General features: G+C 72.5%; 11 protein-coding genes and 1 pseudogene. 5 read left to right on the top strand and 7 right to left on the bottom strand.

Annotated elements, in window-relative coordinates; genetic code table 11:
* Nucleotides 1–362: 362 nt before the first annotated feature.
* The 4 genes and pseudogenes from ACFY9I_RS12270 to ACFY9I_RS12285 all read left to right on the top strand — a co-directional run.
* Nucleotides 363–752 (top strand): annotated as a pseudogene (locus ACFY9I_RS12270) (histidine ammonia-lyase); the annotation flags it as partial.
* Entirely contained in the window at nucleotides 749–1,609 is an 861-nt protein-coding gene (locus ACFY9I_RS12275; protein ID WP_391000207.1) for a MurR/RpiR family transcriptional regulator, read from the top strand. The pseudogene ACFY9I_RS12270 and the gene ACFY9I_RS12275, both read left to right, overlap by 4 nt.
* Before the next feature lie 282 nt (nucleotides 1,610–1,891).
* Nucleotides 1,892–2,458 (top strand): hypothetical protein, encoded by a 567-nt coding sequence (locus tag ACFY9I_RS12280; RefSeq protein ID WP_391000209.1) that lies wholly within the window; start codon nucleotides 1,892–1,894, stop codon nucleotides 2,456–2,458.
* A gap of 205 nt (nucleotides 2,459–2,663) precedes the next feature.
* Nucleotides 2,664–3,248, top strand: coding sequence for a DUF6817 domain-containing protein (locus ACFY9I_RS12285; protein WP_391000211.1), 585 nt, complete (start codon nucleotides 2,664–2,666; stop codon nucleotides 3,246–3,248).
* Between the two features lie 17 nt (nucleotides 3,249–3,265).
* On the opposite strand, the gene ACFY9I_RS12290 is transcribed toward ACFY9I_RS12285, so the two are convergent.
* The 7 genes from ACFY9I_RS12290 to ACFY9I_RS12320 form a co-directional block, all read right to left on the bottom strand.
* The gene (locus tag ACFY9I_RS12290; RefSeq protein WP_391000214.1) at nucleotides 3,266–4,627 is read right to left on the bottom strand and encodes an amino acid permease; all 1,362 of its coding nucleotides are present in this window, start codon (nucleotides 4,625–4,627) and stop codon (nucleotides 3,266–3,268) included.
* 230 nt (nucleotides 4,628–4,857) lie between these two features.
* Complete coding sequence (locus tag ACFY9I_RS12295) at nucleotides 4,858–5,544, bottom strand: lipoprotein (protein ID WP_391000217.1); 687 nt, start codon at nucleotides 5,542–5,544, stop codon at nucleotides 4,858–4,860.
* Between the two features lie 227 nt (nucleotides 5,545–5,771).
* Nucleotides 5,772–6,146: a hypothetical protein gene (locus ACFY9I_RS12300; RefSeq protein WP_391000220.1), complete on the bottom strand. Its 375-nt coding sequence runs from the start codon at nucleotides 6,144–6,146 to the stop codon at nucleotides 5,772–5,774.
* Nucleotides 6,147–6,162: 16 nt separating this feature from the next.
* Nucleotides 6,163–6,741, bottom strand: a complete 579-nt coding sequence (locus ACFY9I_RS12305) for a roadblock/LC7 domain-containing protein (RefSeq protein ID WP_391000223.1) — start codon at nucleotides 6,739–6,741, stop codon at nucleotides 6,163–6,165.
* A 37-nt stretch (nucleotides 6,742–6,778) separates the two neighbouring features.
* Nucleotides 6,779–7,828, bottom strand: a complete 1,050-nt coding sequence (locus ACFY9I_RS12310; protein ID WP_391000225.1) for a hypothetical protein — start codon at nucleotides 7,826–7,828, stop codon at nucleotides 6,779–6,781.
* The gene (locus ACFY9I_RS12315; protein ID WP_009327980.1) at nucleotides 7,825–8,223 is read right to left on the bottom strand and encodes a hypothetical protein; all 399 of its coding nucleotides are present in this window, start codon (nucleotides 8,221–8,223) and stop codon (nucleotides 7,825–7,827) included. The genes ACFY9I_RS12310 and ACFY9I_RS12315 overlap by 4 nt, the downstream gene beginning before the upstream one ends.
* A 536-nt stretch (nucleotides 8,224–8,759) precedes the next feature.
* Nucleotides 8,760–10,193: a diaminopimelate decarboxylase gene (locus ACFY9I_RS12320; RefSeq protein ID WP_391000227.1), complete on the bottom strand. Its 1,434-nt coding sequence runs from the start codon at nucleotides 10,191–10,193 to the stop codon at nucleotides 8,760–8,762.
* Nucleotides 10,194–10,349: 156 nt separating this feature from the next.
* Here ACFY9I_RS12320 and hutU point away from each other — a divergent pair, with 156 nt between their 5' ends.
* Complete coding sequence (gene hutU, locus ACFY9I_RS12325; RefSeq protein ID WP_391000228.1) at nucleotides 10,350–12,035, top strand: urocanate hydratase; 1,686 nt, start codon at nucleotides 10,350–10,352, stop codon at nucleotides 12,033–12,035.
* Nucleotides 12,036–12,101 lie beyond the last annotated feature (66 nt).

Here is a 12,101-nt window from a genome sequence, read left to right on the forward strand (position 1 = left end):
GCCTGGTCTGTATAACCTCATGCAGAGTTCTCGGTGTCTGAATATGGAGCGTCCGTCCGAGGGTGAGGAGGCCGCGGGTGATGCCGTCTCGGATCAGGGGAGCGGAGGCCTCCGTCTCCGCCGCGGCGGTGGCCGTTCCGGTCGAGCCCGTCGTCCTCGACGGGGACGCGCGGAGGGCCGCCGATGCCGTACGGCTCGCCGACGGGCTCGCGCGGCCCGTGCCCGGCGGCGGGGCGGTGCGGCGAGTCGAGGAGTCCCGGGACGCCGCACGGCGGATGGCGGCGACCGGCCGTGTGCACGGCCGTTCCACGGGCGTCGGCGCCAACCGCACCGAGGACGTGCCCACCGGGGCCACTGCCCCGGAGTGCGCCGCCGGGGCCGCCCTCGGTGACCTGCGGGCCTTCTCCGCGCCCGCGTCGCTCGGCCACGCTGTAGTCTCCCGGGGCGCCGAGGAACAGGCGGCCTCCGCCCCGCTCGCCGCACAGCGGACGTCGCGGGCGCGCGGCGCGTACCGGCTCGTCGTCGCCCGTGAACTCGTCGGTGCCGTACGGGCGTTGCGCCGACACGAGTCGCGGCCGGATCCGGAGCCGCCGGTCGGGCGGGTGCTGGAGCCGGCGGAGGCTGTGCTCGACGCGGACCCGGCCGACCGGCCGCTCACGGCGGACGTGCGTGCGGCGGCCGCACTGCTCGATCGGTTCACCGAGATCTGGACGGACGTCCAGGACGACCCGCGAAGGGGGAGCGCGTCATGAGCGCGGACAAGGGCACGGGTGTGACGGACGGTCCCGCCGCGCGGCTGCAGGCGCTCTTCGAGGGACACCGGCTGACGCCGACCCAGCGGCGCATCGCGCACAGCATGGTGCGGCGGGCGGCAGACGTGCCGTTCCTGTCGAGCGTGGAGCTGGCGGAGCTGGCCGGAGTCAGCCAGCCCTCCGTGACCCGCTTCGCCGTGGCACTGGGCTTCGACGGCTATCCGGCGCTGCGCCGGCATCTGCGGGACGTCGCGCCCGCCGAGCCGGTCGCGGACACCACCGCCTACAACGAGTACCAGCAGGCCGTCGAGGCAGAGATCGACAACCTGCGGCACCTGGCCGAGGTGCTCGCCGACCCCGCCCCGGTCGAACGCGCCGGGCGGCTGCTGGCCGGATCCCGGCCGCTGCCGGTGCTCGGACTGCGGGCGGCGGCCTCCCAGGCGTACGGCTTCGCGTACTTCGCCGCGAAGGTCCACCCCGACGTACGGCTGCTGCACGAGGGCGGCAGCATGCTCCACGACCGGATCGATGCGGCGGTCCGGGCGGGCGCGACCGCGCTGCTCTGCTTCGCGCTGCCCCGGCATCCGCGCGAGGTCGTGGAGACCTTGGCGTACGCCAAGGAGGCGGGGCTCTTCGTCGTCACGGTCGCCGACTCCGCCTTCGCGCCGGTCGCCAAGGCCTCCGATCTGCTGCTGCCCGCCGCCGTCGGCACCGGGCTCGCCTTCGACACGGCCTGTGCCCCGATGCTGCTGGGCCGGGTGCTCCTGGAGGCCATGTGCGACGGTCTGCCGGAGGCCCAGGCCCGCCTGGAGGAGTTCGACGCGAAGGCGGCGACCAGAGGGTTGTTCGTGGATTAGCCCGCCCGGTCGGGCCGTCGGGGGCCGTCGCGGGCGGTCGCGGGTCGCGGGCGGTCGCGGGTCGCGGGCGGTCGCGGGCGGCGGCCGGCGGCGGCAGGCGGTCGCGGTCCTTCCGGGCCTCCCGGGGGCTTCCCCGGGGCTTCCCCGGGCCTCTCGAGGGCTTCCGGGCCAAAAGCTTCCAGGTCGGCGGCGGTTTCCCGGTTTCTCAGGTGCGTCTCACGTTCGCTGGTTACCGTGCCCGGCGTCTTGTCGTACGACCTTCGATGACGGGAGGCGGGGAGCGTGACACGCGGAGGACAGGGGCTGGCTCGGGTGGCCGTCGTGGTGCGGGCCGGGGCGGCGCCGTCGTGGTGGCTCGGAGTGGTCGCGGCGGGCATCGGCGTGGTGCCGTCGGGGATGACCGGGCGGCGGATCGGGGTGCTGGCCGGGGCCGTGCTGTTCATCGTCGCCGCCGGCGTGGTGCTGACGACTCGGCGGGGCCGGTATCTCGCGGCGGCGCGTGGAGCCGCGCGGGCCGGCAAGCACGATGTGCTCCAGGACCGGGCCGTGACCCTGCGCAACTGGCGTCGTGGCCACCGCTGGTGGCTGCTCCTCGGCTTCGTCGCCGCCCTGGGCTCCTCCTTCGCGCTGCCGGCCGCGGGCGGCATGCTCCTCGCCGGCCTCGGCACCGGGCTCCGCCTCAAGGCGGCCTGGCTCGGCCGCCGCGAACTGGCCACGGGGCAGCTCTTCTGGGTCCGCGTCGACTGGCTCTCCGCGCGGGGAGGCCGCCCGACCGGCAAGCGGGTCGCCGGGTACCGGATCACCGGAGTGGGCGCGGGGGACGCGGGGGTGGGAGGAAGCCGCCGCTGAGACGTCCGGCTGCCGGGGCGGGTGACGCTCGTCTCGAGGCAGCCAAAGGCGAACTCCAAGCCGGGGCTTGGGTGTTGGAGAGGAATTCCCTGGATTGACCCGGAGCCGTCGGCTCGGGATCGTAGGGTGCCGACCGCTCGTCGCAGACGTCGGCCCGCCGATCCGCCCATCCGCCCATCCGCCCATCCACCGAAGGGTAAGGCCCGTGCCCACCTCCACCGCCGCGGCCGACCGGGCCGTCACGCTCCTGCGCCGGTTCGGTGCCGCCGACCTCGCTCACCCCGGCGGCACTCTCCTCGCCCATCTCCAGCGCGTACACGCCCGGCTCGGCCTCTGGCGAGCCCGCCCGGCCCTCCGGCTCGCGGGCCTGTGCCACGCGTTCTACGGCACCGACGGGTTTCCCACCGCGCTGCTGCCGCCGGACCGCCGTGCCGACCTGGCGGCGGTCATCGGTGCCGAGGCCGAAGCGCTCGTGTACCTCTACGGCTCGTGCGACCGACGAGCCACCCATCCGGTTCTGACACGGGCCGACGCCCCCTTCCACGACCGGTTCACCGGCCGTACGCACACGCCGGCTCCACAGCTGCGCCGGGACTTCGCCGAGTTGTCCGCCGCCAACGAACTGGACCTCGCCCGCGAGGACCCCGACTTCCGTGAGAAGTGGGGCCCAGGGCTCCTCGAACTGTTCACCGGATTCCGGCCACTGCTCAGCGAGGCGGCGTGGCACGACTGCCGGACGGTGCTCGGCGCACCGCCGGACCAGGTTTCCGGAGCGCCGCCCCGCCCCTGAAGTCCCTCGATTCGGCGTCAGGACTCGCCGCGTGCGCGCAGGACCAGTTTGTTCACGGCCCAGAGGGCGATGCCGATGGCCAGCAGGATCCCGGCGCGGATGTAGACGTCGACGGGGCGGTCGGCCAGGGGGCTGGCGAGGACGAGAGCGGTGACGGCGCCGAGGACCGGCAGCGCCGTCGGCGTGCGGAAGTGCGCGTGCTCGACCCGGTCGCGCCGCAGGACGAGGACCGCGATGTTGACGACGGCGAACACACAGAGGAGGAGGAAGGCGGTGGTGTCGCCGAGGCCCTCGATCTCGCCGGTGGAGACGAGGCCGATGGCGAGGAGGGTGACGAAGACGATGCCCACGACCGGGGTGCGGCGGCGGGGCAGAACACGGGCCATGCCGCGCGGGAGGATGCGCTCGTTGGCCATGCCGTAGCAGAGGCGGGAGGCCATCATGATGTTGATCAGGGCGGAGTTGGTGACCGCGAAGAGGGCGATCAGGGCGAACAGCTTGTGCGGGAAGTCGACCCCGCCGGCCTTCACGACTTCGAGCAGGGGCCCGCTGGAACCCGCCAGGGTGTCGGCGTCGACGAGGAGGGACGAGACCAGGGCGACCAGGACGTAGATCGTGCCCGTCACCGCGACGCCGATGAAGATCGCTCGGGGGAAGGTCCTGGTCGGGTTCTTCGTCTCCTCCGCCATGTTCACCGAGTCCTCGAAGCCCACGAAGGCGAAGAAGCCGAGGGCCGTGGCGCCGAGCACACTGGTGAGCAGGGCGTATCCCGTACCGCTCGCCTCGAACTCGGTCAGGCGCGAGGGTTCCCCGTCACCCGACAGGACCGCCCACGCGCCGATCGTGAGGATGATCAGCAGACCGGTCAGCTCGACCAGGGTCAGGACCACGTTCGTCTTCACCGACTCGGAGACGCCCCGCAGGTTCAGCGCGGCCAGGAGCACGATGAACGTGATGGCGACGAGGGTGGGGGGCAGGACACCGTTCGTCAGCTCGTCCAGGTAGTCGCCGCTGAAGGCGCGCGCGGCGGCGCTCGCGGACGACAGACCCGAGCACATCACCATGAACGCGACGATGAAGGTGAGGAAGGGCAGCTTGAAGGCCTTCTGCGTGTAGAGGGCCGCCCCAGCCGCCTTCGGGTACTTGCCGACGAGTTCGACGTACGAGGCCGCCGTCAGGATCGCCACGACGAAACCGATGGCGAAGGGCAGCCAGAGGGCTCCGCCGACCTTCCCGGCGACCGCGCCCGTGGTCGCGTAGATACCGGTCCCGAGGATGTCGCCGATCACGAAGAGGATCAGCAGTCTGGGGCCGAGCACCCGCTTGAGGCCGGTCTCCTCGGCGGGCGCCGGCGCTCCGGCGGGGCTTGCGGTGGACACGAGAACCTCCCCGGTCGGTGATCCGTCCGGGGAAGTCCTGCCCGGTCGTACGCCATGGATGCGCTCCCCACCGATTCTCAGAGCTTCACCAGCGGTTCGCAGCACGGCAGGGCTCACTGGGTGTGAATGGCGTGAATGGCGTGAATGGTGTGGTGAAGGGGTGCGAATGGGGCGCAGGGGGCTCGAGCGACGCGCGGGGTACGGCCTCTCGTGGTGCGCGGGGTCCGGTCTCAGGTGGTGCGCAGGGTCCGCTTGGCGAGTTCGTACGCCGGGAGCATCCGCTCATGTTCCTGACTGTCGAGGCCGCCGAGGTGAACGACGACGGGGCCGCCCGGGGTGACCGCGACGAAGGCCCGCTCCTTCTTGGTCTCGTTCAGGGCCTCGCTGGTGTAGAGGTACTCGACCTCGGTCCCGGAGACACCGGAGTCCGAGGAGAACCCGCTGTACTCGGCCTCGCTGGTGCCGCCCTCGGCCGCCACGAACTTCTTGAGCAGCGCTTTCGCGTCGCCCTCCGTCGCGCCCGCCTCGCCGGTCCACACGCGGATGAAGCCGATGTTCCCGGCCGGCTTGGCGTCGATCTCGCACGCGGCGGTGAACGGGCCCTGATGGAGCAGCCCCTCCGCCAGCTCGGCGGCGAGCTCGTCCTCCTCGGAACCGCTTCCGCCGCCGGGCGCCTGGGTCTCGACTGCCTCCGGCCGCCACTTCTCGGCGGTGTCGAAGGTGACCGGCAGTTCGCAGGCGGAACCGGCCGCGCCTACGCTGCCACCCCTCTCGACGGTGGACACGGCGGCCTCCGAGCCCTCCGCGTCCCCCGTGGCCCGGGCCTTCGCCGACTCGGTGGCGCTCGCCGACGGCTTCGCGTCGCCGCCCGCCGCCGACTCCGAGCACCCCGTCATCACCCCTGCCAGCAGTGCCATCTGGGCCAGTACCGTCCCCCGTACCGCTCTTCCCACAGTCACCCTCTTCTCTCGGTTCAGGGCGGACACGGTAGCGGAGGGGTGGCGCCGATGTTCGCACGGGTGTGCGGTCCCGGTTCTTCCTCCCAGGAACGTGCTGGGCGGCGCTCCCCGGTGGGGGCGCGCCGCCGAAGCGTGGTGTCGGGATGGTGGACCTCCGGGCTTTGGGCCGCCGGGTGCTCGGTCTCCTAGACCTCCAACTCCCCCTCGATCTTCTTCAACTGGTGCCTGGCCATGGCCAGGTTGGCCCGCTTGGCGTCGAGCACCAGGTAGAGGAAGAGGCCGTTGCCGCCGCGACCCGTGAGCAGACGGATCAGGTGGTACGCGTCGGAGAGGGTGATCAGGATGTCCTCGATCTCGCCCTTGAGGCCGAGGTGCTCCATGGTGCGGAGCTTGGCGCGTACGACATCGGTGTTGCCGGCGGCGGCGACGGTGAGGTCGAAGCTCTTGCTGCCGCCGATCGTGCCCAGTGCCATGCCGCTGGTGTAGTCGACCAGGGCGGCGCCGGTCGCGCCCTCGATGGACGCGAGGGCATCTTTCAACGCGGTCTCGGTGTTGGCCATGGTGTGTGGTGTCCTCTCAGTTCTCAGTGGTGGTAGGTGCGTGGGAAGTGGTTCGGGGGGTGGTGCGTGGGGTGGTGGTACGGGGAGTCCGGCGGGGCATGGTCGACCTGACCGTGGCCTTGGCCGGCGTCGGGGACGGGGTGGTTGCCGGGCTCGCGCTCTGCGCCACCGACCGCGCCGGGTTCCTGGTGACCGCCCGGGCGGTGGCCGGGTCGTCCGGCCGGGGCTGGGCGTCCATCAGCTTTCCGATACGGCTGCCGGCGCGGCGGCCCTCCAGGTGCAGCCGGCCCACGTTGACCCGGTCCGGGGCCAGCAGCGTCAGTACGGCGGACGAGCCTGCGGCGTAGGTCGCCACATAGCCGTTGTCGCCGCGAAGCAGCAGTTCGCGGAGCTCGCCCCGGCCGGCGGCGTCCGTCATCCGTACGGCGACGCCGAGCGCGGCGGCCGTGAGCGCCGCGAGGCCCTCCGGTTCCACGCCGGGGGTGTCGTGGGCCAGGACCAGCCCGTCCACACTGGCCGCCAGCGAGCCGGTCAACTGGGGTACGCGTGCCCTCAACCGGTGCAGTTCGTCGAGGACTTCGGCCTCCGCGGCCATGATCAGTCTCCTCTCGGCGGGGCGCTCCCGCTGCCGCTCAAAGGGCCGCCAGCGCATCCCTGAGCCTCTGCAGTAGGGCGATGTCGGGGTCGTCGACGGTCAGCGGCGACTCCCCGACGGGAACCGGTGTCCCGACGCCGACCGTCACATGGGCCGCGCCCCGCGAGGGGGCGAGGTGGGGAGCGCCCCCCGAGGGGGCGAGGCCGGGAGCGCCGGGCGTTCCCGCGGTGCCGCCGACGGCAACCGTTTCGGTGCTTGCGCTGCCGTCGGTGCGGGTGGTGCCGTCCGCGTGGGTGGTGCCGTCCGTGCCGGTGCGGCCGTCTGTACTGGTGGTGCCGCTCGCGCTGGTGTTGCCAGCCACGTAGGGGGTGCGGGTGGGGTCGAAGCCGTTGGTGGATATGAGGCCCGCCGCCGCGAGTCGGCGGACGTCGACCAGGGTGTGGAACGTGGGGCGGCCCAGGACGAGGGAGATCTCGGCGGCCGTGCGGAAGCCGTCGACCTGGCCGAGCACGGCTCCCTGGCGGGCCGGGACCGGGGGGACGTCGAGGTCGGCCGCTCTGATCAGCGGGGCGTCGTCCGTCGTCGGGTCGGGCCAGATGCGGTGGAGCAGGGCCCGGCGGCGCAGCGCCTCCCGTTCCACGGTGGCCACCGGCACCGGGCGGATCGGTCCCAGCCAGTGCACGGCCCCGTGCCGGAAACTGGCCGGCGCCCTGCTCGGGCCGAGGACGAAGTACGCCGCGTCGAAGAGCGCCCCCGTGTGGCACAGCTCCAGCGCGCCCCGGGCGACCCGGCCGCTGTCCACGAGGAACCGCCCGACCCGCAGCCCGGCCCCGGCCGTGTCGACCGCCTCCCGCCAGCCGTCACGGTCCAGGATGCCCCCGGTGGTGAGCAACACGTCGAGACCCGGGGACCGGGGGCTCTCGGCGTGTACGACCTCACCCTCGGACAGGTACAGCGAACCCGTCTCGCGCAGTAGCACGCCGGTGGCCCGCTCGGCGGCGAGCCGGTTCAGCAGGGGTGCGACGGCGTGCCGTGCGTGCTCGCCGCGTACGGGCAGCGGGGGTGCCGGTGTGGTGATCACGCTCATGCCAGCACCAGCCGTCCCGCCATCTCGCCGAGCCGGATCCGGGCCAGCGCCAGGTTGCCGTCCGTACGGGCCAGCCACAGATGCAGGAACACACTGCTGTCGAAGGTCGTCCGCACGAACCGCAGCACGTGGTACGTGTCCCGGTTGCTGACGATCAGGTCCTCGACGGGAAGATCCGCCCCCGACCAGTCCGAACCCTCCTCCGGTGCGAAGGCCCGGTGCTCCGCCGCCAGCCGCGCCAGTTCCGCCGCCTCCGCCGCGGTCGTCTCGTGGTCACCGCCGGGCGCCTCCCCGACCGTGCCCAGTGCCAGCCCGCTGGTCCAGTCGACCACCGCGGCGCCCAGGGCACCGGGCAGCCTCATGGCTTCCACCAGACACTCGTCGATTCCGGGCACCGTGGCTCCCCCTCCTGCCTGCGGTTCGGCTGAGTGACGCAGACGCTACGCAACGTGTGCGCGAGGGGTGAGGGATCTGGCATTTTCCAGCGGAACATGCGGACAGGTGACTAAGGTGGGTCAACTTGCCTGTTTTCCACCGCTGTTGTGGCCGAGTGGGCGCGACTGCGCGCTGAGGTGGGCATATGCGGCCGCCCCGCCATACCGGACGCGGACCGGGCGCCGGGAGTCCATCATTCTGGGGGGCTTGAGGGGCGCATCAGGCGCAGCGGGTAGACCTTCCGGGCGCCCCGGGCTCCGCCAGGGGCGTGGGGGACTGCGCGATCAGCCAGACAAACCCGCAGCCGCCACACCGCAGTGCCCGTCCGGCCGTGAGGCGGACGAATCCGCAGCCGCCACACCGCCGCGGTGCCCGTCCGGCCGTGAGGCGGACGAATCCGCAGCGGCCACACCGCCGCGGTGCCCGTCCGGCCGTGAGGCGGACGAATCCGCAGCGGCCACACCGCCGCGGTGCCCGTCCGGCCGTGAGGCGGCCGTCAAAGGCCCAGCAGCCCCGACCGCTCTCCTCCCCCCGCCTCCGCCACGATCTCCTCCACGGTCTGCGCCCTGCGCACCACCGCGAACCGCATCTCGCCCTCCCCGGGCGCGTACCCGTAGATCGCGGGACGGGGCAGAGAGTTGTACGCGTAGTGGTGCGCGAAGTAGTACGCGCCGGTGTCCAGCGCGGCCGCGTAATCCCCCGGCTCGAACCCCGGCAGCGAACGTCCCTCCGCCAGCAGGTCACCCGCGAAGCACGCGGGCCCGGCCACGTCCTGCACCACCGCCGGCCCCTCCTTCACCCGGCCCTTCCCGTCGTACCCCGCGATCCGCAACGGCCACGCCCCCGGCGCGTACACCGTCCGGGTCGCCACCTGCACCCCGGCATGGGTGACCGCGATGGCCCGCCCGCCCGCGCTCTTGGTGTACTCCACCCGCGCAACGACCGTCCCGTGCTTCGCGAGCAGCGACCTGCCGAACTCGGTGACCAGCCCGTACCGCCCGTCGAACAGCCCCGGCACCGCCTCCGCCAGCAGCCGTGCGTACTGCTCGTAGGTCGGTGTCGCCGCGTCCGACGCGAAGTTCACCGGCAGCCCGCCGCCGATGTCGATCGTGTCGATCTGCTGCCGCCCGATCCGCCGGTTGATCTCCTCCGCCAGCTCGTACGTCTCGGTGATCCCCCGTGTCATCAGCGACAGCGGCATCCCCTGCGAGCCGCTGTGCGCGTGCAGCCGGCTCAGCCAGGGCCGGTCCAGATACGCCCGTACGACCCACTCCCGCGCACCCTCGTCCCGCAGCGCCACGCCGAACTTCGAGGTGGCAGTCGCCGTGGACAGCGCGCCGATCGAACCGCCGCCGACCTGCGCGTTCACCCGGATGCCGATCGGCGAGCGAGTGGTGGCCGACCGGACGAGCGCGTCGATGCGGTCCAGCTCCTGCGGATTGTCCGCGTTCACCGCGATGCCCAGCGCCAGCGCCTCCCGCAGCTCGGCCTGGGTCTTGGCGGGGGAGTCCAGCACGGTCCGGCCGGGCGACACACCGGCCGCCCGCGCCAGGGCCAGCTCACCGGCGCTCGCCACCTCCGCACCGATACCCGCCTCGCGGAGCAGCCGCAACACGGGTACCAGCGGTGTCGCCTTCACCGCGAAGGCGTGCAGCACGGGCGTACCGGGTGCCGTCACCGCGTCGAACGCCCTTCGCAGCGCCCCCGCGGAGGCCCGGATTCCGGTGACGTCGAGCAGCCCGACCACCGGCGTGCCGGGGCCGAGCAGCCCCTGCTCCACCGCCGCCCGCACGGCCTCGTCCCGCCGGGCCGCCCGCTCGCCGTCCGTGTCGAACAGCCGCAGCGTGCGCTCGCCGTCCCCCTCGTCCCGCGGGTGGGCGCGGCCCTCCGCCGCCTCCTGCGCACCAGTCCCGTTCGTCACGTCTCCCATCTCTTCCCCCGTTGTTCCCGTCGATGTCCGCACCCATGCGGTCACTGTGTCCAGCCAAACACCCGCGGCGTGCCGCCGCTGTCCGTACGGCCGTATTGACTAGCTCTATTCATCAAGTAAGGATGTGAATAGTTGCTGTATAGCGAGGAGGCAGACGTGTCAGGACCCCGCCCCGTTCGAGCGCCGCGCGGTACGGAACTCAGCACCCTGGGCTGGCAGCAGGAAGCGGCTCTGCGCATGCTCCAGAACAACCTCGACCCCGAGGTCGCCGAGCACCCCGACAAGCTCGTCGTCTACGGCGGCACGGGCAAGGCCGCCCGCGACTGGCGCTCCTTCGACGCCATGGTCCGCACCCTCAGGACCCTCAAGCAGGACGAGACCATGCTCGTCCAGTCCGGCCGACCCGTCGGCGTCATGCAGACCCACGAGTGGGCCCCGCGCGTCCTCATCGCCAACTCCAACCTCGTCGGCGACTGGGCCAACTGGGAGGAGTTCCGCCGCCTGGAACAGCTCGGCCTCACCATGTACGGCCAGATGACCGCCGGCTCCTGGATCTACATCGGCACCCAGGGCATCCTCCAGGGCACCTACGAGACCTTCGCCGCCGTCGCCGCCAAGAAGTTCGACGGCACCCTCGCCGGGACCATCACCCTCACCGCCGGCCTCGGCGGCATGGGCGGCGCCCAGCCCCTCGCCGTCACCATGAACGACGGCGTCGCGATCTGCGTCGACTGCGACCCCCGCGCCATCGAACGCCGCATCGAGCACCGCTACCTCGACGTGCAGGCCGACTCCCTCGACCACGCCCTCCAGCTGGCGGTGGAGGCCCGTGACGCCCGCCGCCCGCTCTCCATCGGCGTCCTCGGCAACGCCGCCGAACTCGTCCCCCAGCTCCTCGCGATGGGCGCCCCCATCGACATCGTCACCGACCAGACCTCGGCCCATGACCCGCTGGCGTATCTGCCTGTGGGCGTCGACTTCGACGACATGGCGTCGTACGCGGTGAAGGACCCGGCCGGCTTCACCACACGCGCCCGCGAGTCCATGGCCCGGCACGTCGAGGCCATGGTCGGCTTCCAGGATGCCGGAGCGGAGGTGTTCGACTACGGCAACTCCATCCGTGGCGAGGCCCGACTCGCCGGATATGACCGGGCGTTCGCCTTCCCCGGTTTCGTCCCCGCCTACATCCGGCCGCTGTTCTGCGAGGGCAAGGGCCCCTTCCGGTGGGCGGCCCTCTCCGGCGACCTCGCCGACATCGCCAAGACCGACAAGGCGATCCTCGACCTCTTCCCCGAGGCCGAGTCGACGCACAACGCCTCCCTCCACCGCTGGATCAAGATGGCCGGTGAGCGCGTCCACTTCCAGGGCCTCCCGGCACGGATCTGCTGGCTCGGCTACGGCGAGCGGGACCGGGCCGGTGAGCGGTTCAACGACATGGTGGCCTCCGGCGAGCTGGCCGCGCCGCTGGCCATCGGCCGCGACCACCTCGACTGCGGCTCGGTCGCCTCCCCCTACCGCGAGACCGAGGCCATGCTCGACGGCTCCGACGCGATCGCTGACTGGCCACTGCTGAACGCCATGGTGAACGTGGCCTCGGGCGCCTCCTGGGTGTCCTTGCACCACGGCGGCGGCGTCGGCATGGGCCGGTCCATCCACGCAGGTCAGGTGACCGTCGCCGACGGCACGAAGCTGGCCGGGGAGAAGATCCGCCGAGTGCTGACCAACGACCCCGGGATGGGCGTGATCCGGCACGTCGACGCCGGCTACGACATCGCGGAGTCCGTCGCCGACGAGCGGGGCGTACGGGTGCCGATGCGCGAGGGGGAGGGCGAGGACGCGTGACCCGGCGAGAAGGGGAGCCTGGCGGCAGCGCTTCGGCGGGGGCCGACGCCTCGTCACCGCCCACGG

It is taken from the genome of Streptomyces sp. NPDC012510 (genome assembly GCF_042955065.1).
In the GTDB taxonomy this organism is placed as follows: Bacteria; Actinomycetota; Actinomycetes; order Streptomycetales; family Streptomycetaceae; genus Streptomyces.